The following is a 20,836-nucleotide window of genomic DNA, read 5'->3' as shown; positions in this document are numbered from 1 at the left end:
TCACCGCCAGGTGAAGGAGTCGCTGATGATCCGCCACGGGTCGACGTTGTCGGCGTTGACCGGCCCGGACAGGGTCACGTCCACCTCATGACCGGACCGGTAGTAGGCGTACCGCTCGAAGGCGTCCCGCACGACCTTCCCGGTGACCGGGTCCTTCGCCGAGTCGGCCTGGTAGGTCAGCAGGACGACGCGGCCGGCGTGCCGCCTGACCTCGGACACCTTGGGGGAGGCGAACTTCGCCGTCTGGCTGCGCAGCCGCGGGACCACCGTGTGGGTGACCGAGCCGACCGTGGGAGCGGCGGACGCGGCGGCGGCCGTGATCCGGACGGTGTTCAGCTTGTCCGTGAACACCGTGGTGTCCTTCTGGACGGTACGGGCCCAGCCCTCAGGCACTTTCACGGTGTAGCCCGTGAAGGTGCCACCGGCTGGGTGATAGGGGACGTATGCCTGGTTGTCGGGGATGTCTCCGGGCGGATTGGACTCGGTGGGCGCGGGCGCCGGGTTGTTCCGCCCGCCACCTGCAGGGGCACGGGAACCCGCAGCGGGTGACGTCGGGGCGGGGCCCGCGTGCGACCCTGAACCGGAACAGCCGGCGCTCACCGCCGCGACCAGCGCCAGTGCGACGACGGCGGTCGCCCGTATGTGTACTGCCATGGCCACTGCCCTCCCGAGAGCGTGCGACGAGCCCCTCGGCCGGACGGCCGGAGACCGCACGGCCATGGCACCCACACTAGGAACCGGCCGGTTAGCGCCCGGCACGGTGACGGTTAGACGACGGCAAAAGCGGGTGCCACATCCCGTCGGCCCAGGAAGGAGGCCCGCATCATGAAGGACATGAGGCAGCGCGTGGTGAAAGTCGCCCTGACCGCCGCCCTGGTCGCCGTCGTCCTCCTCGCCGTCCCCCTGGCCTGGGCCATCAGGTCGGCGCTCTACACCGACCAGCGCGACACCCTGGAACGGGCGGCCCTCGCCGGCGCCGTCCGTGTCAGCCCCGACTACCGGACCGGCGACTCGGTGGAACTGCCCACCCCACCGGCCGGCGCGCGCCTCGGACTGTACGACCCGCAGCTCAGGCTGCGGGCCGGTGACGGCTCGCAGCCGGGTGACGCACCGGTCCGCGAGGCCCTGAAGGGGGAGGCCGTCAGAAGGCCGTCAGGCGGCGACCTGGTTGTCGCCGTGCCCGTCTCGCAGGGCGAGCAGGTGATCGGGGTGGTACGCGCGTCCTCCTCCGTCAGCACGGTACGCGAGCGGGTCCTGGTCGTGTGGGGCGTCCTGCTGGGTGTGGCGGCGTTCGCGGTGGCTGTCGCCGTCGGTGTCGCCCGCCGCCAGGCACGGGCACTGGCCGCACCGCTGGAGGACCTCTCCCGTCACTGTCGCGCCGTCACCGCCGGCGACCTGACCGCCCGCGCCGTCCCGAGCAGCATCGCCGAGATCGACCAGGTCGCCCGCACCCACAACGAGATGCTGCACAGTCTTTCCGAACTCCTTCGCCACGAAAAGGACTTCGCCTCCAACGCATCCCATCAGCTGCGCACACCGCTGACCGGCCTGCAGCTCACCCTGGAGACGGGCCTGGCACAGCGCGAGGACGCCCGCCTGCGGCCCGCTGTCGAGGAGGCACTGACGACCACCCGTCGCCTCCACGACACCCTGGAAGAGGTACTGCGCCTGTCCGGCTCCCGCGGGCTGCCCCGGCCGCATCCCGCGGACCGTCCCCTGGAAGACCTGCTGACGGCGTCGGAGCAGCGATGGCACGGTGCTTTCGCCGACGCCGGCAGACGCCTGCAGTACGTCGGCGGCGACGCGCCGAGGGACGTGGCAGTGCCCGGCGGCCCGCTGACCGAGATCCTCGACGTCCTGCTGGACAACGCCCTCGCCCATGGACGCGGCGCGGTCCGTGTCAGGGTGCGCGACCTCGACGACGCGCTGGCCTTCGACGTCACCGATGAAGGCGAGGTGTGCGGGGACACCGCGCGACTTTTCGACCGGGGGCACACCGGCAGCGCGGCGGGTACGGGCATCGGCCTCGCCCTCGCCCGTGACCTGGCCCTCTCGCTCAGCGGTCGGCTCTCCCTGGCCAGCCGGAACCCGACCACCTTCACTTTGCTCGTGCCGGTGTCCCAGGAGGAGGCTGAAGCCGGCACGGACGAGTAGGTGATCCCTTTGGCTGAATGTGTCGATTCCCCGGGTGCCCGGATGACGACGGCCTCAGCGATGACGTAGGCGGCCACGCTGGTACTGCTTCGGCCAGGGGACGTCGTCACCGAGCACGTAGGCCGCGCGGAGCGGCCAGGTCGGGTTGCGCAGCAGTTCGCGCGCGAGCATGATCGCGTCGGCCGAGCGGTCCACCAGGATCTGGTCGGCCTGCTCCGGTGCGGTGATCAAACCGACCGCGGAGACGGGCAGGGCCGCGCCCTCGCGGACGGTTCGGGCGAAGGGCACCTGGTAGCCGGGCTCCACTTCGATACGAGCGTTGTGGACGAGCCCGCCGCTGGTGATGTCCACCAGATCGACGCCGTGGGTCACCAGGTGCCGCGACAGCTCGACCGTCTCCTCCGGGGTCCAGCCGCCGTCGGCCCAGTCCGTGGCCGAGAAGCGTACGAACAGTGGGCGGTCCTCCGGCCACTGGGCCCGCACGGCATCGGTGACCTGGACCAGGAAACGGCTGCGCCCGTCGAGATCGCCTCCGTACTCGTCGCCGCGGTGGTTGGACAGCGGTGACAGGAACTGGTGCAGGAGATAGCCGTGCGCGGCGTGGATCTCCAGGACCTCGAAGCCGGCGGACAGCGCCCGCGCGGCGGCCTCGCCGAAGGCCCGTACCAGAGCGCGGATGTCGTCCGCGCCGAGCTGCCTCGGGGCCGGCCAGTCGCCGAACGGCAGCGGTGACGGTGCGACCGTCTGCCATCCTCCGGCCTCCGGCTCGACGTACACGTCACCCTCCCACGGCGGTGCCGTCGACGCCTTGCGGCCGGCATGGGAGATCTGGATGCCGGCAACGGCTCCCTGCCCGTGGACGAAGTCGGTGATCCGCTTGTACGCGGCGGCCTGCCCGTCATCCCAGATGCCTGCGTCGGAAGGGGTGATCCGGCCCTCGGGTTCCACTGCCGTGGCCTCCTGCATGACCAGGCCGGCCCCGCCGCGTGCCAGGGAGCCGAGATGGACCAGATGCCAGTCCTGCGGATATCCGTCGACCGAGCTGTACTGGCACATGGGGGCCACCCAGGCCCGGTTCGGGAACGTCGTGCCGCGGAGAGTGAGCGGCGAGAAGAGACGGCTCATCGTAGGCCTCGCAGGAGGGATGTGGGACGCCGAGTGCCCCGCAGTCGTTGAGCCGCGGCCTGGGTTCCTGCGGGACGCCCCGCACGGTGGGTGCCCCCGAGTACCCGGGCCGCCCGTGGCACACACCACCGGCCAGGCGTGCTCACCTCCGCGGATGTCCGGGCACGTGGCGGTCCCCGGCCATGGTCGCGTGCGCACCTGGGGCGTCGTCCTGATCATTTGCATGATCTGCGGCACACGGGCAACACGCCGGCCTCCCCGGCCGGGGCCGGCACGCGGGAGCCGATGACTCGGATGGACCACAGCAGCCCGCGCGCCGCGCTGATCTACTCTCGCGGCTCGGCCGCGGCAGTGGGCCGTGGTCGACGGCTGGTCCCACGCTGAGGCTACGGGCGCGAGACGCGTGTGTCAGGCATTCGCCGCGTACCGCCAGAACTCCCTGATCACCGGTGCCGGCGCGGGACCCATCGCTGCCACCTGAGTCAGCAGGATGGTGACCGCGCCCGTGGTCGGGATGACGTGCGCCGCTGTGCCCGTGCCGCCGACCCGGCCGTTACGGCTGGGCACATTCCACGGGTTGGTGCGGTCGATGTCGACCGAGCCGCCGAAGCCCCAGCCCTGGCCGTCCAGGAACAGCCGGCCGATGTCGCGCTGCGCCGGAGTCGTATGGTCGGTGGTCATCATGCGCACGGAGTCGGCCGACAGCACCCGGCGGCCGTCGGCCGCCACCCCGCCAGCCAGCAGCATCCGGGAGAAGGCCAGCCAGTCGTCGGCGGTCGAGGCCAGCCCGCCATTGCCGAGCGGTAGCGCGGGCAGGCGCCTCCACTCGCCGTCCGGGCCGTCGGCGAGCTCCAGACTGCCGTCGTCGCCTGGCCTGTAGAAGCTGGTGAACCGGCCCCGCTTGGCGGCCGGCACCTCGAAACCGGTGTCCACCATGCCCAGCGGCCCGAAGATCCGCTCCGTGAGGAACTCCGGCAACGGCTGTCCGGTGACCCGCGAAATCAACACCCCCTGCAGGACGGAGCAGGTGTCGTACAGCCAGGCAGCGCCCGGTTGGTACAGCAGCGGGATGCGGCCGAGCGCCGCCATCCACTCGTCGGCCGGCGGGAAGTTGCTCGGCACCCGGCCGTCCTTTTGCACCGTGAACAACTCCTGCACCGCCGGCAGTGTGAAGTCGGAGGGGAACCCGTACCCGGCCTGGGAGGCCAGCACGTCGAACACAGTGATGGGCCGGTCGGCCGGCACCACGTCGTCCACCGGGCTGGCCGGCGTGCGTACGACCACCGGCTTTCCCAGCTCCGGCAGCCACATCCCGATCGGGTCGTCCAGTGCCAACCTGCCCTCCTCCACGAGGATCAGCAGTGCGGCGGCGGTGACGGACTTGGTGATCGAGGCGACCCGGAAGATGGAGTCCCTCGCCATCGGGGCGCCGCCACCGGCGTCCTGCGCGCCGACGGCCACCACCTCGACCTGGTCACCCCGGGCCACGAGGCCAACCGCTCCCGGCAGCGTACCGGCACCGACGTGGGCTTCGAGCAAGTCGTGCAGGGTCGTCATGAGGCCGCCTTCGAGAAGATTGCAGTCGCAGGACAGACTCCCTCACGGGCCGGGAATCATCGGCGTTCCCTGACCGTCGAGGAGGACGACACATCGGGCCACCTGGAACCGGTTCTGTGCGACACCGGCTACGGCCCCACGAGGACCCGCTCCGGGTCAATACACCTGGAGTCCCCGGGGGAGCGTCGGCCGCGACGGGTCAACATCGATCTCGATCACCGGCTCAGACATGGAGCTCTGGTGGGAAGCCGGTCCAGCGGAGCTCGGCCGGGAGATGTCCGGTGTCGTTGAAGAGGAGGACCGCCGGGGGGCGGTCGGGTGTGTAGCGGATGACGGTCAGAGCCGCGTTGGCATGGTTGATGCCCAGCCAGCGCCACTTCGGTGCATCAAGGGCGGCGCGGATGAGCCAGCCGACAAGGAAGTTGTGGGTGACGACGAGTTCGTGCCGCGGTTCGTCTCCGTCAACGGTTCCGGTGAACTCCGCGAGAGCCGCCGCCGCGAGCTCGGGGCCCTGCTCGCGTTCCTCGGCCGTGAACCGGGCCAGGAACTCGGTCCAGGCGTCGGCTGCCTCCGGTGGCAGTTCCTCGCGCGTCGGCAGGTAGGGGAGGTAGTCGCCAGCCGCTTCGGAGCGACGGCAGGGGACTCCGTCGAGTTGCTCACCGACCAGCCGAGCGGTCTGTTCGGCACGGGTGAGCGGGCCGTGGTGGATCGCCGCCAAGGGGACCCCCTGGAGCCGGTTCCCCAGCAGGGCAGCCTGGCGGCGGCCGGCATCCGTCAAGCCGCTCTCATCCGGCGATGCCTCGCCGTGACGAGCGAGATAGAGGTAGCGGGCGGCCCTACCGGTCATGATGCGTCCTTCACTGAAGTCGATCTTGCGGGCGCATGGGAGGACGCCGACCCGTGCCGACCGGTTCCGCGAAGGCTGGAGTGGGGCCTCCGTCGACGATCTCGACGGGAAGTCCGCGCCCGCACCCGCTGCGCACCATGGGTACAGGGAGAAGGGCATGTACCTCAGCCTGCACGGGACGTCCGGTCCTCCCGGCACGCCGTCCTCGCCCGGCTGGGTCGTGATGGGCCAGGATGCCCGTATGAGAATGCCCTTCGGCCGTCCGAGTCTGCGCCCGTGCCTTCCGTACAAGCAGGCCGCCGCGCCCGGCCACGACGGGGTGGTCGCGCACTTCCTGGGCACCAGTTCCGTGCTGTTCTCCGACGGGGAGACCTCGGTGCTCAGCGACGGATTCGTCAGCCGGCCGGGGCTGTTGCGGGTGGCGGCGGGCAGGATCTCGCCCGACCGCGCGCTCGTGCGCGCCGCGATCGACCGGCTCCAGGCGCGGGACCTCGCGGCGGTGTTCTGCGCTCACTCCCACTACGACCACGCCCTGGACGCCCCGGTGTGGGCGCTGGAGACCGGCGCGGACCTGATCGGCTCACCGTCCACCGCGAACATCGGCCGGGGCTCGGGCGTGCCGGAGTCGTCCCTGCGCGTGGTCGCGGACGGGGACACGGTGTCGTACGGGAGCTTCGGGCTGACCTTCCTGGATTCCGTGCACAGCCCCGGCGACCGCTTCCCCGGCACCGTCGACGAGCCCCTCGTCCCGCCGGCCCGCGCAGGCGCCTGGCGGACCGGCACCGCCTACAGCGTGGTCCTCTCCCATCCCCGGGGACGTGTGCTGCTGCACGCCAGTGCCAACTTCCGGCCCGGCGCGTTGCGTGGTGTGGACGCCGACGTCGTCTATCTGGGTGTCGGAAACCTGGGCAGGCGACCGGCCGGGTTCGTGCGTGTCTACTGGGACGAGGTCGTGGTCACGACCGGGGCCCGCCGTGTCGTCCTCGTGCACTGGGACGACTTCTTCCTCGGTCTCCACCGGCCCCTGCGGCCCATGCCCTACGCCATGGACGACCTCGGCGTCACGATGAGCCGGCTGCTGCCGCTGGCCCGTCGTGACGCCGTCGACGTCGTCATGCCCGTCGCCTGGCAGTCGTCCGCCCCGCTCGCCGGACTCGGGTGAACCCTGGCCCGAGGGTCAGAACTGCTCGACGAAGTACGGTTCGACGGTCATCCAGCCGTTGTCGGCGGCTCCGTCGAGACGGCCCGTGGAGTTCCTGGCCAGGGTGTACCAGGACTCCACGTAGTCGGGGTCGTCGGTGAACCAGGAGTCGGGCATCGCCGACAGCACCGCGTTCACCAGCGGGATGTAGGTGCCCTGGCCGGTGACGGTCAGCAGGGCCGTGGTGAGGGCCTGGGCGAGCGACTTGTAGTTGGTGCCGTCGTCGTCCTCATCATGACGACGTCGGCCAGGTTGTACTTGTAGTGGGACCAGTTGACCAGGATCTGGTTGGGGTAGTACACCGTCCCGTCGTAGTCGAGGTAGGGCATGTCGACCGACGGAAGTCGTGCGCGGAGACACGGGCGGCCCACGGGTGTTGCCGGCCACCGGGGTCCCTCGCGGACTCGCCCCGGTGGACCGGCCCGGCGGGTCAGGAACGGTCCGCCGAGAACGTCGTGCAGTTGGGGCCGTAGACCCGGCCGTCCAGGTGATCCGGTGTCCGGGTGTCGTACGTGCCCTGGAGGTTGACGGCCAGGAAGTTCGGCGGCTGCTCGATCCACCGTGTGGCCCGCAGCGTCAGCACGCCGCTCTGGAGGGTGCCCGCCATGGCGAAGGAACCGCGCGGCACCTGCGGGTTGGACGGCGCGGGGTAGAACGCGAACACGGCGTCCACGGTGCCGTCGCCGTGGTCCTCGATAGTGAGCACCAGCCCGGTGATGCCCTGGTTGCAGACGTAACTCCCGTCCCACTGACCGGAAAGGTCGGTCACGTCGGAGGCGGGTGCGGACGGGCTGTCCTCGGGCGGGGTGCTCGCGGGCGGGGTCGGGGAGTCATCGGGCGTGCCGGCCGGAGTGTACGGGCTGTCCAGCGGCGTCGGTGTGGCGGCGGGCGAGGAGGGACCGTCCAGCGGCGTCGGGCTGCCGTAGGGCGAGGAGCCCGGCGAGGAGGCGCCCGATCCGGAGCCGGCCCCCGCGCCGAGCACGGCGTCGGCCTGCCACGCCACGAGCCCGATCGCGACCACCCCGGCGATAACGGAGCCGATCACGGCCGCTCGCCGTCTGCCGGTGGACGCCCGGGAGGGTTTCCCGGGCGGCCGGGGAACGGGGGTCGGCAGCACCGCGGTCGGCGTGTAGGCGGGCGGTGGGGTCGGCGGCACCGGCCCGGTCACGGTGGGCGCCTGGTCGTTCCTTCCGGCGGGGTCCGGGGCCGGCGGCGTGCCCCCCTGCGGACGGCCGCCCCCGGGCGGCGTCTCGGGCACCGTCGACTCGGGGTCGCCGTCCCGGGCGCCGCGCACCTCCGCGGCCACCGTCGGGGGGAGCCACGTCGCGTTCGTGAACAGGAGCGCCGTGCGTGGCGTGCCCGCCGCGTCGATCAGTTCCGACAGCAGCGCGTCCACGGTCGGCCGGTCGCCGGGCCGCTTGGCCAGACAGCGTCCGACCAGACCGCGGATCGGCCCGGGCACCGCGTCGAGATCGGGGTCGCCGTGGACGATGCGGTACATCAGGCCCTGGGCCGAGCCCGTGCCGAAGGGGCCGGAGCCCGACGCGGTGAACGCAAGGACCGCGCCCAGCGCGAACACGTCGCTCGCCGGGCCGACCGGCTCCCCCGTGAGCTGTTCCGGAGACATGAAGCCGGGCGTCCCGATCACCACCCCGGTGCGGGTGATCGCGCTCGCCTCGGTCGCCGTCGAAATGCCGAAGTCGATGACGCGCGGACCGTCGGCGGCGAGCAGTACGTTGGAGGGCTTGAGGTCGCGGTGCACGAGCCCCGCGGCGTGGATCGCCTCCAGCGCCTCGGCGAGCCCGGCGGCCAGCGTGGTCACCGGGTCGGCCTGCCAGGCGCCGTGCCGGGCGACGGCGGTGTCCAGCGAGATGCCGGGCACATAGGCGGTGGCCAGCCACGGCGGGTCCGCGTCCGGGTCGGCGTCCACCACGCCCGCCGTGAAGACGCCGTTGACCCTCCGGGCCGCGGCGACCTCGCGGGCGAACCGCTGCCGGAACTCGCGGTCCTCGGCGAGTTCCGGTCGCACGACCTTCACGGCGACGGCTCGGCCGCCCTTGGAGCGGGCCAGGTAGACCCGTCCCATGCCGCCGGCACCCAGCCGGCCCACCACGCGGTACGGACCGACCCGATCCGGATCCCCCGCCCCCAACGCGCGCAAAGATTCCATGTGACCCCCCAAGGCCTGCCGCGTCTCCCCACGCGGCGATCACATCATGACGTCAGCAAGCGCTTGCGAGGTTTCCGCTTTCCATAGACCCGGGTGGAATCACCCGGACTCGGCGGTGTTCGAACGCAGTCGCGATGAGTTGGGCCGGATCGGACGGATCGGCAGCCGTGCCGGCCCAGGTCGTGGAGAGGTCCTCGACCGACATGTTGAGGTGCGGGGTCAGCCGGCCGACGGAGTCAGAGGGTCCGGTCGGGAAATGGTCTCGGACAACGGAAGCCGGTCCCTTGTGGCAACGGACCGACGCACCCGCAGTTCGGCTCTCGTCCGCGGGCGGTACTTGGGCTCCTTGCCGCACCCGCAGGCTGATCGCCCCTCGTAGCGCAGCCCTTCCTTCAGTACCGCAGCCACCACAGACCACCCGCGGACATCACGCCTGGGCGGAGGGGCGAAGTCATGACCAGCGCACATGAGGGGCCGAGCACAGTTCGGGCACAGGTGCTCCCGTTGCGGATGGGCATGCTGCTTGAAGCTGACACGGCACGAGACGCACGCGTAGTGCAGCTTGTAGTAGGTCATGGCGTAGAAGCACACCGGGCCACCGTACCGAGCAGCCCTTCAGGCAGACCACCCGTTTCGCGCGGCCAACGGTCCACGGCGTCCAAGGACGCGGCCGCCCCTAGCCAAGCAGCAGCCCTCTCCGAGCCGTTGGAGCGTCGCGAACAGCCGAGGAGTGGCCAGCTCACTGCGTGGCGGTGGATCTGCTGAGGTTGTCCAGGACGGACCCGGCCGGGTGGCCATACCAGCGGCGGCGGCCCGCGCCGGCGGCCTTTCACCCCATGGGTGCCCGTCGACCACCGACCCGGCCAACGTGCGCGAGCGGCTGTCAAGGGAGTCGGCCGGGAGGGAGGTGTGGTCTCGGAGCGGCTGCCCGACGCCGACAAGCCGTCAGTTCGGGGTTTGTCAGGAGGGGCCGGGACGTTGTCGGTGGCGGCCAGTACGTTGCGATCATGGGTGTCTATCTGGTGAGTGTCGCCGCGCGGGCGTGGTCGCGGCCGGGGGAGGACGGGTACGGGGACGTCGCCGCCGCGCTGAACACCGAGCTGGAGCGGCGCGGGCTGCCCCCTTACGAGCCGCGGCAGGCCGTACGAGAGGCGCCGGGCTGGTTCGAGGAGAAGGTCAGCCCGTCCATGGACGGCTTCGTGGCGCTGTGCAGGACGCTGCTGACCGACGCGGAGCTGTCGACTCTCCTCGACTGGAGTGTGCTGGTGCCGTTCGCGCTGGAGGAGGAGATCGTGCTCCCCGTCGGCACCGCGTACTCCGGCGAGGAGACAACGGTCGCCGGGGCCCCGCGGGTGCTCGCCCTGGCCGAGCGGCTGGCCGGCGCCGTCGAACTGCCCGAGGACGCGATGCCGGCGGGCGCGAACCTCACATTGAGTCTGTGGTTCCTGGAGGGCGGGGCGGAGCGGACCGCCCGGGTGCGGCCCGGCCCGTGGGCCGAGGACCGGGACGCAGCCTTCTACGTCGCGCTCTACCTACGCGCCGCGCAGCACTCCCTGCGGCACGGCTGCCCGATGACCTACTCCTGAGCCACGGCGGCGGCCGACCGGCCGGAGAGACCGTACGTCCGTCTCCTGCCCGGAACACCACTGCGGCGCCGTCCACCGAGATCATCGGGGTGGCGGAGTGAGCCGGGTACCGTCCGGCAAGGTGACGAGCGATGGATGTGCCGGGCGTGGCACGGCGGGCCGCACGGTCGAGTACTCGGGTGTCGGCGGGCAAGCCAACCGCTCAGTCCAGGTGCCGTTGACGGGGGCAAAGGCGCTACCCGTTTCTACTGCACCTGTCGCGTCGCTCAGGCCGGCCGCGCGCCGCGATCCGATGGCCCGCTACTTCCCATTTGAGTGAGAGGGCGGTGAGACCGGTACGCAGTTAAGTCTCCGTTCAGATTCCGTGCATGTCGACCGACGGATACTCCCCAAGATCTGGATTGCCCACAGAGTCCGGATCCAGTTTTCGGAAGTCTGGAAAGGCCGCTCATGTTCACGTCCCACAGCGAGCCGACCCAAGAGCGGGGCGCCGAGCCGGCGACGGTGCGTGCCAACTCCGCCGTGCTGAGCTGGCCCGGCGACGACGGGTCGGCGCTACCCGCGCCCCGCACGGGTACCGCGCGGCCGGCCTACGAGCTCCCGGTGTTGCTGGGCATCGTGATGGTCGCCGCCCTGCTCGCCCTGTGGGGCCTGGACGACAGCTCGTTCCATGCGTTCTACGCGGCCGGCGTGCGCAGCATGACCGACAATCCGGTCGCTTTCTTCTACGGATCCTTCGATCCGGGCAACACGATCACGATCGACAAACTGCCCGGCTACCTGTGGCCGCAGGCCCTGTCGGCGCTGGTCTTCGGCTTTCATCCATGGGCGCTGGTACTGCCGCAGGCGATCGAAGGCATGGCCTGCGTGGTCCTGCTCCATGGCCTGGTACGCCGCTGGGCGGGCGTGCCGGCCGGTCTGCTGGCGGCGGGCTTTCTGACGCTCACTCCCGTGTTCGTCGGCCTTGGGCGGTCCGTCACGGAGGACTCGCCGTTCACCCTTCTGCTGCTTCTCGCCGCCGCGGCCACCCAGCGGGCGACCGAGGGAGGCCGGCGTCGCCGGCTGCTGCTCGCCGGGGTGTGGGTGGGCGCGGCCTTCCAGTGCAAGATGCTGGAGGCCTGGGCGGTGTTGCCCGCGCTCGCCGTGACCTACCTCGTCGCCGCGCCCACGGCCCTACGCCGTCGGCTCCTGGACGTCGCGCTGGCCGGCGCGGTGGCGTGCGGCGTGTCGCTGTCGTGGATGGTGGTGGCCACGCTGACCCCGGCGTCCGAGCGCCCCTACCTCGACGGCACCACGGACAACTCGGCGTATGGTCTGGTCGTCGGCTACAACTTCCTGACCCGCTTCCACGGGCTCGACGCGGCCGCCGCCGGTAGCGTCGCCCCCAACGAGAGTTTGCGGACGGCCGGCACCGGGCCCGGCATGGGCGACAGCGTCTGGAAGATGTTCAGCCCCGGGATCGCCACACAAACCGGATGGCTGTACCCGCTGGCCGCGCTCGGGGTCGCGGGCGGCGCATGGGCGCTGTGGCGGCGGCGTGCGGCCCGCACGGACCGGGTGCTGGCAGGCTATGTGCTGTGGGGGTCGTGGCTGGTCACGTTCTTCCTGTTGTTCAGCTTCGGCAGCGTGACCGGACACACCTATTACATGGGTGTCGTCGCCGTGGCGCTGGCCGCGATGGGCGGCGCCGGGACGGTGCCGGCCTGGCGGGCGTGCCGCAGGGGCGGTCGACGGGCCTGGGTGCTGCCCGGCGTGATCGCCCTGAACCTCGCCTGGTGCGTGACCCTGACGTGGTGGTATCCGCACTTCATCCCCTGGTCCGTCCCCACCGCCGCAGCCCTCGGCCTGGTCGCCCTGGTGCTGTCGTGCGTCCGCCGACGGCCGCGCCTCGTCACGGCCGGCCTGGCCGCCGGGCTCGCCGCGGTCCTGCTCATCCCGGCCGCCTGGTCGGCGTCGGCGCTGTCCCTGCGCTACAACCAGCCCGGCTCGCTGGGCCGCGTGGGCCCCACCAGCCATCGGGCGGGCAACCCGCTGGCGAAGCTCGGCCCGACCCGGGAACGCCTGCTGGCCTACCTGACCGCGCACCGAGGCGGCGCCGAGTACCTGGCCGCAGTGCCCGGCTGGGACGAGGCCGCGCCCTACATCATCTCCGCCAACGCGCACGTTCTGCCCGTCGGCGGCTTCACCGGCCGGGCCCCGCATCCGACGTCCGGTGGCTTCCGCGAGCTCATAGGCACCGGACGTCTGCGCTATGTCGTCCTGACACGTGCCGAGGCGAACCTGAGTCCGCGCCACGCGGTCACGTCCGCTGCCATGATCGTGCGCTGGACCGTCGACCACTGTACGGTCGTGCCTTCGGCGGCCTACGGCTCCGGCGACCAAGCGGAGACGCTGTACGACTGCGGCCCGGATCGGGAGAGGGGCCGGGCAGCAGCACATGAGGGTCTGTCATCGCCGTGACACCTTTGTTCCACTGGGAGCCGCAGGTGCGCGGGTGGACGTCCTACTCGTAGTCAGCGTCACCGGACCGCGACTGCCCTTCATCGTTCCGAGCGGTCGGACAGCCGAGTATGAGCTGGGCTCAGTCCTCGTCCTGCGCGCGCCGGTAGAGCTTGGCGATGTCGTCGTCGAAGTATGCGGCGTAGGACACGTCGTCCTTGTCGCCGCCGCCCTGGTGGCCGCCCAGGACGCCGATGACGGTGCCGGTGTGGCTCTTGGGGTCGTAGTCGGTGAGCCAGGGGCTGCCGCTGGTCCCGTCCTCGAGGTGGGTGCACTGGATGCGCAGCTGGGTGTCGCTGAACTTTGTGGTGCGGTTCTGGCATGAGATGGGGGTGTCGCGGCTGGTGGGGTAGCCGGTGACCTCTACCTTGTTGTCGAAGCCGCGGTCTGTGCCGAGAGTGTTGCCGCCCAGGAGATCCTGAATGTTCCTGCCGTCCTTCTGGTCCAGGACGAGGAAGGCGACGTCGAGGTCCTCGTCCTGCGACCTGGTCCAGCGGTCGTCGACGACCACCTTGCTGACCTTCCACAGGCCGGTGGGTTCGTCGCCGTTGCGGTAGCCGGGGGCGAAGACCAGGTCGTTCAGCGGCTGTCCGGAGTCGGCGTCGAAGGCGCAGTGCGCCGCGGTGATCAGCATGTTCCGGCCCGGACTCCGCACCACGCTCGCCGTGCAGAAGTGGGCACCGTGGTCGTCCTTCTCGAAGACCGCGCCGATTCGGGCGTCCTCCTCGGACCTGCGGGGCGTGTACGCGTTGCCGTCCTCGGCCGGGCCCGTAGCGGGGAGGTCCTGGTCCTGGCCCAGCTGGGACTGGCCCGGCTCGCCGGACTTGCCGAAACCGCCGCGCCCGCTGCTGCCGGCCGCATGGGTTTCCCTCGCGGCGTCGCCCACCACTGCGGCTGCCCCGACGATGACCAGCGTCAGAGGCAGGACGGAATGTCTGACTAGCGAGCGCACAAGGTCATTATCTACGCGGGCCGGGAGTTCGGGACGTGCCTGACCGAGAGGCTCCCGTCACAATCCGCCGTTCGGATCTGTCTTCGGCACCCTGGTCGCTCCCGTTGCCGGGTCACCGACGGAAGCGGTCGATCGGTTCAGAAGCAGGTCTCGGTCGCTCCAGGAGAGACCGATAGGGGGCCAGAGGAGTGATCCGGTTCCTCAGAAACGGGTCCAGGAAGGTATCCGCAAGGTGGTCCTCGACGGGCTGTCGTCACCCATGGTCCGGCTCCCGTGCAGGCGTGGTCGGCGATGACCGGCATGCCCGGGCGCTTACAGATCCGGATGATCCGGTGGGCGAGGGTCGTGCCGGCGCAGGTACACCAGGCAGGACAGGAAACCAACGAGGCTGCTGCGCCCATGAGTTGAGACGTCGAACACTTCCCTCAAGGGCACGGAAACCTCGTGCGGTGCGCACACCCGGCGTCACCCGATCAGTGGCTACTCCGAAGCGGCTCAGTGTGCGACCAGCCGCCCGCTCATCCACTGCAGCATCGGCGGGATCTCCCGCTTCCAGGTGTTGAAGTTGTGCCCGCCGCTCGGAAGGATGATCGACGAAATCCTGGTCACGCTCGTGCCCTGCACACTCTTGATGAACTTGAGCGTGTCCTTGAAGTTGTGCTCACCGACCCTGCTGCTGGTGACGAGCAGCGACGTCTCGGGGGCGGCCAGGTGCTTGAGCGCCCAGAAGAGGTCGGCGCTGTGCTGCAGCTTCCTGTCGCCATGGAAGAGGTCCCCGGTGGTGGGGTCGATCGGCGCCCTGTAGTACGGCGACAGGCCCGCTGCGGCCGCGTACGAGCGCGGGTGGTGCATGGCGATCTTGAGTGCGCAGTAGCCGCCGGTCGAGTCGCCGGCGATGCCCCAGCTGGCGGGCGTCTTGTCGACCCGGTAGTGGGCCATCACCGAATCGCGCAGATCCTTGGCGAAGAACGTCTCGGTCCGCGGGCCCCCGGGAACGTCGACGCACTCGGTGTCCCGTGGCGGCGCCACGGTCGGACGTAGCATCACCAGGATCATCGGCTGCACCTTCCCCTTTTTGGCCAGCTGCTGGATCGTGCTCGGGTAGTCCAGCTTGTCCACCAGCGCCTGGGCCGTGCCCGGGTATCCCGTGAGAACGACGGTCACCGGGAACCTGCGCGCGTGGTTCTGCGGCTGGAAGTACTCCGGGGGTAGGTACACGAACGCCGGCGTGGCGAGATGGGTCGTACGGCCGATGATGTCGACCTTCTGGACCTGCCCGGCCATCTGCGGCAGCGCGCTGCTCGCACCGATGACAGGGGAGGCGGAGAGCACTTGGACGGGGCTGCCGCCGCTTTCCGCCATGTGGTCGACGACCACTCCCTGGTCGGTCTCCTGGCCGAACAGGTCGGACCAACTGGCGTAGAAGCCGAACGCCTGGTTGGTGGCGAGTCCCACCGTGGCGAGGGCCGCCACCTGGGTGGCGAGCAGCAACCCGAACCGTCCGCTGACGGCCCGCCAGTTACGCCGGGCCAGGCGCGGCCACAGCCATACCGTGCCGAGGAACAGTACGGCGGCGAGGACGGTCGCCAGCATCAGCACCTTGTCGCTTGTGAGACCCATGGGATGTTACCTGTCTGCGCTTTCTGCCCGGCAGCCGCCCGCACTTCGTCGCGAGGGCTTGCTCTGGTCCTTTGTCGCCGGATGTCCGATCGGGCACGGGATCTCTGGTTGGTTCAATGTCCGGTCGGCGGCTGGATGTAGTCCTCCAGGCGGGCTACCGCGAAGCCCTGTGCCCGGATGCACTTGAGCAGATTCGCGAACATCTCCGTCATGGTGGTGCCCTTGAGCTCCGCAGGACCGCGGAAGTGGGCGAGGATGATGTCGCCGGGGCGCAACTTCTTGCGTGGCTCTTGGTACTGCAGATTGCGTACCTGCATGGATTCGCGCCACCAGACGATCGCTCGCGGCCCGCAATCTCCCACCGCGGTCTTGGTGTTGTTGTTGTACGCCCCGTAGGGCGGCCGGAAGAGGAACGGGGCGGTGCCGAACTGCTGAGTGAGGATCTTCTGATCGCCGCACACCTCTTGCTTCTGGCGGCTCAGAGGGATGGTGTTCATCGCGGGATGGTGCAGGGTGTGGTTCTGGATGTGGTTGCCCATCGCCTGCAGTGGCTTGAAGTACCCATAGTCCGACTTGATGGCGTCGTTCATCAGGAACATCGTGATCGGGATCTTCAGGTCCCGCATCATCTCGATGAACTTGGGGTCCTTTTCCAGTCCGTCGTCGACGGTGATGAAGACGACCTTCTGGGATGTCGGTACATGGCTGAAGACCGGGATCGGGCCGGTCGCCGACAGCTTGAGGGGTTTGTCCGCGGGGGGCTCGGGAGTCGCGGGCAGCGGTGTCAGGCCCCACTTGTGCCAGGTGGCGGGCTCAGCCGTGACGTGCGACGTGGCCCCGGGGGTGCCGCGGACGCCGGCGGACGTCGACGAGGTGGCCGCCGGGCCGGTCGCGTTGCCACCGCTCATGCCGCAGCCGCCTACGGACACAGCCAGGAGCACGCTGACCAGCGGGGCGCAGAACCTGCTGCCTGTGTTGCGTCGCTTCACCGCACCGCTCTCCTGCCTGCAAAGCTGACCTTGACTCTGCTGGAAGGTAACCGCGGCATGAAAAGCGAAGTTCAGCGGTGTGAAAGGTGAAGTTCGGCGGAGGGTGAGAATATGACCAGAGCCCACGACGCCGCCGTCGGCACCGTCGCGCAGGCTGTCGTCCTCGTCGACGAGAACCCCGTCTTCGTCACCGCGCGCGACTAAGGCGACGTCGGCCCACCGCAGCGGAACGCACGCCGCTCTCGCCCTCCGGCACCTGCACGGCAGAGCCGCCCGACCGAAGAGTGTTGCAGAATGGTTGATAGCGGACATGTCGCCGGTAGTGGGGATCCCCGCACAGCGGGGTGACGTCGGCGTCGGCAACCGTGGAGGGGCGTGGCAGATGGTGATCGTGGGGGACTTCTCCGGACGGCCCGCCTGACGTCGGCGCTAGGATCGCGCCATGGGGCGGGGCGAACAGCGAAGTCAGGCCACGGACCCACATTGGCAGTGGCCGCCCGGAGACGAAGAGGCTCCGGCACTGGCCGACTTCAAGGCCGTCTGCTACGAGATCGCTCGCCGAACAGGTGGGCACGTCGAGTCGGTGTCCGACGGTCGCTTCCCGCCCAGCTTTCACCACGTAGTGATCGCTTTCCGTGATCGCCGGGTGGCGGTCCTGTGCCATCAGACCCTGCCGCTGCTCGCCCTGGCAGCTCCTCCCGGCGAGTCGTCCTTCTGGCCGCTTTCTTTCGTCGACGACCCCGCCATCGGATCGGCCATCGCGGCCGTGTCGCGGATTCGTCTGCTGACGGCGGCCGAGCTGGACATGGACTGGTCGCGGGCGGCCACCCAGCCGCCGGCGGCGCTGGCCCAGGGGAAGGATCTGACGTACTGGCGTCCTGGATCTGTCGGGGACGTGATCTTCAACATGTGGGACTGACCCGTACCTGATCAGAGGACGACATCCGAGGCCGCGAGACGGTCGCTGGCGGCGGCGAGACCGACCCGGACCGGGAACGCCGTCGACCCCGGTAAGCCGCCGGCGGGCCGACGTGCCGTTCCTGGTGTGCCCGCGTCTGCATCCGGCCGACGGCCGACCAACGAACCAGACACGTAGTGCCAGGTCGTCGGCAAGGAAGGCGAGGCGGGGCATGGACCTGAGAGATGCACGGATTCTGGTGCCGGGTGCCACCGGGGAGATCGGGGCGGCGCTCGCCGTACGACTGTGCGCCCTCGGTACGCGCACGGCACTGGCCGGACGTGACCGCGAGGCCCTCACCCGTGTCTCGGCGGCGTGCGAGCACGCTCCCGCCCGCACCTTCGACGCCTGGGACGCCGACTCCTGTGCGAAGACCGTCGACTGGGCGGCGGCGGAACTGGGCGGCTTGGACGGCGTCGTCGTATGCGTCGGAGTCGCGGCCTTCGGGTCGGCCGGGGAGGTGGAGGACGCGGTGTCCGAACACCTGATGGCGGTGAACGCGCTGGCCCCCATGGCGTTCCTGCGGGCCGCCGGGGACCGGTTGCCCGAGGGCGGCGTCCTCGCGGCCGTCACCGGGATCGTCGCCGAGGCGGCACCGGCTCGGATGGCGGACTACGCCGCCGCCAAGGCCGCGCTGGCCACCTGGCTCACGGCGGTCCGCCGGGAGCGGCGACGCCAGGGCGTGACCGTGCTGGAGATCAACCTGCCCCACATGGACACGGGCTTCGCCGGGCGCGCCGTCGCGGGCCAAGCGCCGCCGCTGCCGCGGGGATTGCCCGTTCCGGAGGCAGTGGACGTGATCGTGCGGGCGCTCTCCGAGGGGGCGAGACTTGTGCGTCCCGGCAGCGGTGCGGCACTCGAAGTGGTGCGGTAGGGCGGACATGCCGAGGAGACGTCTCGCGTACGGCCCTTCGTACCACCGCACCCGGCCCGCGGAGGCGTTGACCCCGCTGGCTCCGCGTACGGTGCGGCGCGTGCTGTTCCGGCAGCGCTGGCGGGACCTGGTGTTCCTGCACTGGCCCGCCGACCCGTTCGAGGTGGCCCGGCTGCTGCCGGCCGGCACCGTGCCCGACCTCCACCAGGGCCGGGCGTACGTCGGCCTGGTCTTCTTCCGCATGGACGACCTCGCCTTCGGCCGGGCGCCGGCCCTGCCCTACCTGGGGAGCTTCGGCGAGGTCAACGTCCGCCTGTACAGCCGCGACGCCACGGGACGCCGCGGGGTGGTGTTCCGTTCGCTCGACTGCGACCGACTGCTGCCCGTACTGGCGGCCCGCGGCGCGTTCGGCCTGCCCTACCGGTGGTCCCGCATCCACAGCCAGTGGTTCGACAGCCGGCTGCTGTACCGCACGGGTGGGCGCCAGGGTGCGCGAGCCGCCGCACGGGTGTGGCTGGACGTGGCGGACGAGCCGGTGGCGGCCACGCCGCTGGAGGAGTTCCTCACTCAGCGCTGGGGGCTGCACGAGCGGTTCCTCGGGCGCACCTACTACCTCCCCAACGCACACCCCGCCTGGTCCTTCCGCAGGTGCACCCTGCTGGGCTGGCAGGACGAACTGGTCGCGGCGGCCGGGCTGTCGAGGCCGCAGGGCGAGCCCGTGAGCGTTCTGTACGCTCCCGGTCTCCCGGTGGTCTTCGGCCCGCCGGTGCCCCTGCCCGCACACGCCACGCGGCCCGGCTGACCCACCCCGGCACGACGGCGCCGGGATCAGTCCGCCGACGTCCGCCGGCCCATGGCGGCCAGCAGCTCTCCAGCCGCCCACCCGGGCCCCCGCCGCCGTACCGCCGCGGCCAGACCGGGCATACGCGGGCTCGCGGTCCGCCACAGCGTCCCGAGCGCCGCAGGGACATCGGCCGGCGACAGCGTGTTCGGGTCGAGCACCACACCGGCACCGGCGCGCTCCGCGTCCCGGGCCACGGAGAACTGGTCGCTGGAGAACGGCAGCACCACCGCGGGCACGCCCGCCCGCAGGCATTCGGTGAAGGAGTTGCTGCCACCGTGGTGCACCATCGCGTCCACCCGCTCCAGGAGCGCGCGCTGGGGCACCGACGGCACCACCACGGTCCGTTCGCCCGCGAGATCGGCCAGCGCGGCGGCCCGTTCTCCGGCCGCGACGACGACCGACACGTCCGGCATGCCGTCGAGCAACCCGGTGACGACGGTGCGCAGGACGTCGTCGCGCGCGGACAGGAACGTACCGAGCGCGACGAGGACGAGCCTCTCGCCGCTCGAACGCAGCAGTTTCAGGCGCGCCTCCCACTTCGCGTCGAGGGGGTCCGGGAGTGCGGCCATGTGCCCGGCGAACAGGCGCACCGGTCCCGGCGGAGGCGTCGGCAGCCAGCGGAACGCCGGGTAGGCGTAGACGACTGCGTGCGGCGAGCTGTGGGCGAAGGCGCGGCCCGGAGCCGGCCGGGAAGGCGCGTGCCGCCGGGCGAAGGCCGCGAACAGGGCGGTGAAGGCCTCGTCGCTCTGCCGCGCCGCGGCCCTCAGCTCCCGCAGCCGCTCCGGTTCGGGCCGCAGTGCGTCGGGCCAGGCGTAGGGGACGCCGAAGTAGGCGTCGGGGCCGGAGAGCACATAGCTGGGATGTCCGGGGCAGAAGGTCGCGTAGGGCACGCCCAGGCAGTGCAGGGCCAGGGTGACCGGGTAGCTGAGCTGGTCCACGACGTACCAGTCGGGGCGCAGCCGTCGGTCGGCCGAGCGCAGCGCGTCGAGCACCCCGTCCGGGTCGGCCAGCATGTCAGCCCGCCGATGGCGGGTCTGGACCAGCAGCGTCGACACGGCACCCTTCCTGGTGGCGTCCAGGAACTCCGCCAGCCGGGCCGCCTCCCGGGCGTCCTGTTCGGTCGCCTCGGCCACCCCGGTGTTGGCATTCCGCGTCACGGAGAGCGGCTCGAAGCCCACCCCGGCCTCCCGCGCCAGATGCTCGAAGGTCGGAGCGCAGGCGAAGTACACGTCCGCACCGCGCCGGCGCAGAGCCCCGGCCAGGACCGACAACGGTCGCGCGTGGGACATGAACGGGGGACTTACGACAACGACACGCGGCATGCGAACCCCTCGGCCAAGGCATCTTCCGCCCGCTGTCCAGCAGGCCCGGGCCAGCGCATCGTAGCCACGTTCGGGCAGGTCGGACGGTGTGGCAATGAGCACCGGAGGCAGGTGCATCCGGAAGGCCGACACCCCGCG

At 70.9% G+C, this 20,836-nt stretch carries 16 protein-coding genes and 1 pseudogene; 7 read left to right on the top strand and 10 right to left on the bottom strand.

The genetic code is table 11. The annotated features are described in order from the left end of the window. Complete coding sequence (locus B446_RS40045; protein WP_237751107.1) at window positions 1-393, bottom strand: hypothetical protein; 393 nt, start codon at window positions 391-393, stop codon at window positions 1-3. 432 nt (window positions 394-825) lie between these two features. On the opposite strand from B446_RS40045, the gene B446_RS01300 reads away from it, so the two are divergent. Further along, window positions 826-2,154 carry a HAMP domain-containing sensor histidine kinase gene (locus B446_RS01300; RefSeq protein ID WP_020937588.1) on the top strand — a complete coding sequence of 443 codons (1,329 nt, stop codon included), beginning with the start codon at window positions 826-828 and terminating at the stop codon, window positions 2,152-2,154. 54 nt (window positions 2,155-2,208) lie between these two features. Here B446_RS01300 and B446_RS01295 read toward each other — a convergent pair whose 3' ends face one another. From B446_RS01295 to B446_RS01285, 3 genes are all read right to left on the bottom strand, one after another. Continuing rightward, window positions 2,209-3,279: an NADH:flavin oxidoreductase/NADH oxidase gene (locus B446_RS01295; RefSeq protein WP_020937587.1), complete on the bottom strand. Its 1,071-nt coding sequence runs from the start codon at window positions 3,277-3,279 to the stop codon at window positions 2,209-2,211. 408 nt (window positions 3,280-3,687) lie between these two features. Then, window positions 3,688-4,836: a serine hydrolase domain-containing protein gene (locus B446_RS01290; RefSeq protein ID WP_020937586.1), complete on the bottom strand. Its 1,149-nt coding sequence runs from the start codon at window positions 4,834-4,836 to the stop codon at window positions 3,688-3,690. Between the two features lie 223 nt (window positions 4,837-5,059). Beyond that, entirely contained in the window at window positions 5,060-5,683 is a 624-nt protein-coding gene (locus tag B446_RS01285) for a histidine phosphatase family protein (protein WP_043474483.1), read from the bottom strand. Window positions 5,684-5,924: 241 nt separating this feature from the next. Between B446_RS01285 and B446_RS01280 the strand changes: the two genes are divergently transcribed. After that, window positions 5,925-6,845, top strand: coding sequence for an MBL fold metallo-hydrolase (locus B446_RS01280; protein WP_043477172.1), 921 nt, complete (start codon window positions 5,925-5,927; stop codon window positions 6,843-6,845). A 15-nt stretch (window positions 6,846-6,860) separates the two neighbouring features. Here B446_RS01280 and B446_RS36680 read toward each other — a convergent pair. Together B446_RS36680 and B446_RS35990 are read right to left on the bottom strand one after the other, a co-directional pair. Continuing rightward, window positions 6,861-7,213 (bottom strand): annotated as a pseudogene (locus B446_RS36680) (DUF3103 family protein). A gap of 101 nt (window positions 7,214-7,314) precedes the next feature. Beyond that, window positions 7,315-9,054 carry a serine/threonine-protein kinase gene (locus B446_RS35990; RefSeq protein WP_078614599.1) on the bottom strand — a complete coding sequence of 580 codons (1,740 nt, stop codon included), beginning with the start codon at window positions 9,052-9,054 and terminating at the stop codon, window positions 7,315-7,317. 1,007 nt (window positions 9,055-10,061) lie between these two features. Here B446_RS35990 and B446_RS01270 point away from each other — a divergent pair. After that, the gene (locus tag B446_RS01270) at window positions 10,062-10,640 is read left to right on the top strand and encodes a hypothetical protein (protein ID WP_020937581.1); all 579 of its coding nucleotides are present in this window, start codon (window positions 10,062-10,064) and stop codon (window positions 10,638-10,640) included. Between the two features lie 450 nt (window positions 10,641-11,090). Beyond that, entirely contained in the window at window positions 11,091-13,100 is a 2,010-nt protein-coding gene (locus tag B446_RS01265) for a glycosyltransferase family 39 protein (RefSeq protein WP_020937580.1), read from the top strand. A 121-nt stretch (window positions 13,101-13,221) separates the two neighbouring features. Here the strand turns inward: B446_RS01265 and B446_RS01260 are convergent, their stop codons facing one another. From B446_RS01260 to B446_RS01250, 3 genes are all read right to left on the bottom strand, one after another. Continuing rightward, complete coding sequence (locus tag B446_RS01260; protein WP_020937579.1) at window positions 13,222-14,025, bottom strand: trypsin-like serine peptidase; 804 nt, start codon at window positions 14,023-14,025, stop codon at window positions 13,222-13,224. A 561-nt stretch (window positions 14,026-14,586) separates the two neighbouring features. Continuing rightward, complete coding sequence (locus B446_RS01255; RefSeq protein ID WP_020937578.1) at window positions 14,587-15,711, bottom strand: alpha/beta hydrolase; 1,125 nt, start codon at window positions 15,709-15,711, stop codon at window positions 14,587-14,589. A 113-nt stretch (window positions 15,712-15,824) separates the two neighbouring features. Next, a complete protein-coding gene (locus B446_RS01250; protein ID WP_020937577.1) occupies window positions 15,825-16,700 on the bottom strand; it encodes a polysaccharide deacetylase family protein in 876 nt (291 codons plus the stop codon). A gap of 442 nt (window positions 16,701-17,142) precedes the next feature. On the opposite strand from B446_RS01250, the gene B446_RS01245 reads away from it, so the two are divergent. The 3 genes from B446_RS01245 to B446_RS01235 all read left to right on the top strand — a co-directional run bounded on the left by B446_RS01245 (window position 17,143) and on the right by B446_RS01235 (window position 19,334). After that, window positions 17,143-17,619 carry a hypothetical protein gene (locus B446_RS01245; RefSeq protein ID WP_020937576.1) on the top strand — a complete coding sequence of 159 codons (477 nt, stop codon included), beginning with the start codon at window positions 17,143-17,145 and terminating at the stop codon, window positions 17,617-17,619. A 211-nt stretch (window positions 17,620-17,830) separates the two neighbouring features. After that, window positions 17,831-18,532, top strand: coding sequence for an SDR family NAD(P)-dependent oxidoreductase (locus B446_RS01240; RefSeq protein ID WP_020937575.1), 702 nt, complete (start codon window positions 17,831-17,833; stop codon window positions 18,530-18,532). 7 nt (window positions 18,533-18,539) lie between these two features. Continuing rightward, a complete protein-coding gene (locus tag B446_RS01235) occupies window positions 18,540-19,334 on the top strand; it encodes a YqjF family protein (RefSeq protein ID WP_078614597.1) in 795 nt (264 codons plus the stop codon). A 26-nt stretch (window positions 19,335-19,360) separates the two neighbouring features. On the opposite strand, the gene B446_RS01230 is transcribed toward B446_RS01235, so the two are convergent. After that, window positions 19,361-20,665, bottom strand: a complete 1,305-nt coding sequence (locus B446_RS01230) for a glycosyltransferase (RefSeq protein WP_237751105.1) — start codon at window positions 20,663-20,665, stop codon at window positions 19,361-19,363. Window positions 20,666-20,836: the final 171 nt, after the last annotated feature.

The sequence above is a fragment of the Streptomyces collinus Tu 365 genome (assembly GCF_000444875.1).
GTDB classification, from domain to species: domain Bacteria; phylum Actinomycetota; class Actinomycetes; order Streptomycetales; family Streptomycetaceae; genus Streptomyces; species Streptomyces collinus_A.
The sequence above is the reverse complement of the archived record's forward strand: the minus strand, read 5'-3'. Positions and strand labels throughout refer to the sequence as shown.

Excerpts from the sequence above, each read along its gene's own strand:
- B446_RS01295 (WP_020937587.1), bottom strand. The coding sequence starts at position 3,279 with ATGAGCCGTCTCTTCTCGCCGCTCACTCTCCGCGGCACGACGTTCCCG.
- B446_RS01245 (WP_020937576.1), top strand. The coding sequence starts at position 17,143 with ATGGGGCGGGGCGAACAGCGAAGTCAGGCCACGGACCCACATTGGCAG.
- B446_RS01230 (WP_237751105.1), bottom strand. The coding sequence starts at position 20,665 with ATGTCCCACGCGCGACCGTTGTCGGTCCTGGCCGGGGCTCTGCGCCGG.
- B446_RS01265 (WP_020937580.1), top strand. The coding sequence starts at position 11,091 with ATGTTCACGTCCCACAGCGAGCCGACCCAAGAGCGGGGCGCCGAGCCG.
- B446_RS01285 (WP_043474483.1), bottom strand. The coding sequence starts at position 5,683 with ATGACCGGTAGGGCCGCCCGCTACCTCTATCTCGCTCGTCACGGCGAG.
- B446_RS35990 (WP_078614599.1), bottom strand. The coding sequence starts at position 9,054 with ATGGAATCTTTGCGCGCGTTGGGGGCGGGGGATCCGGATCGGGTCGGT.
- B446_RS01300 (WP_020937588.1), top strand. The coding sequence starts at position 826 with ATGAAGGACATGAGGCAGCGCGTGGTGAAAGTCGCCCTGACCGCCGCC.
- B446_RS01280 (WP_043477172.1), top strand. The coding sequence starts at position 5,925 with ATGAGAATGCCCTTCGGCCGTCCGAGTCTGCGCCCGTGCCTTCCGTAC.
- B446_RS01270 (WP_020937581.1), top strand. The coding sequence starts at position 10,062 with ATGGGTGTCTATCTGGTGAGTGTCGCCGCGCGGGCGTGGTCGCGGCCG.
- B446_RS01255 (WP_020937578.1), bottom strand. The coding sequence starts at position 15,711 with ATGGGTCTCACAAGCGACAAGGTGCTGATGCTGGCGACCGTCCTCGCC.
- B446_RS01290 (WP_020937586.1), bottom strand. The coding sequence starts at position 4,836 with ATGACGACCCTGCACGACTTGCTCGAAGCCCACGTCGGTGCCGGTACG.
- B446_RS01240 (WP_020937575.1), top strand. The coding sequence starts at position 17,831 with ATGGACCTGAGAGATGCACGGATTCTGGTGCCGGGTGCCACCGGGGAG.
- B446_RS01235 (WP_078614597.1), top strand. The coding sequence starts at position 18,540 with ATGCCGAGGAGACGTCTCGCGTACGGCCCTTCGTACCACCGCACCCGG.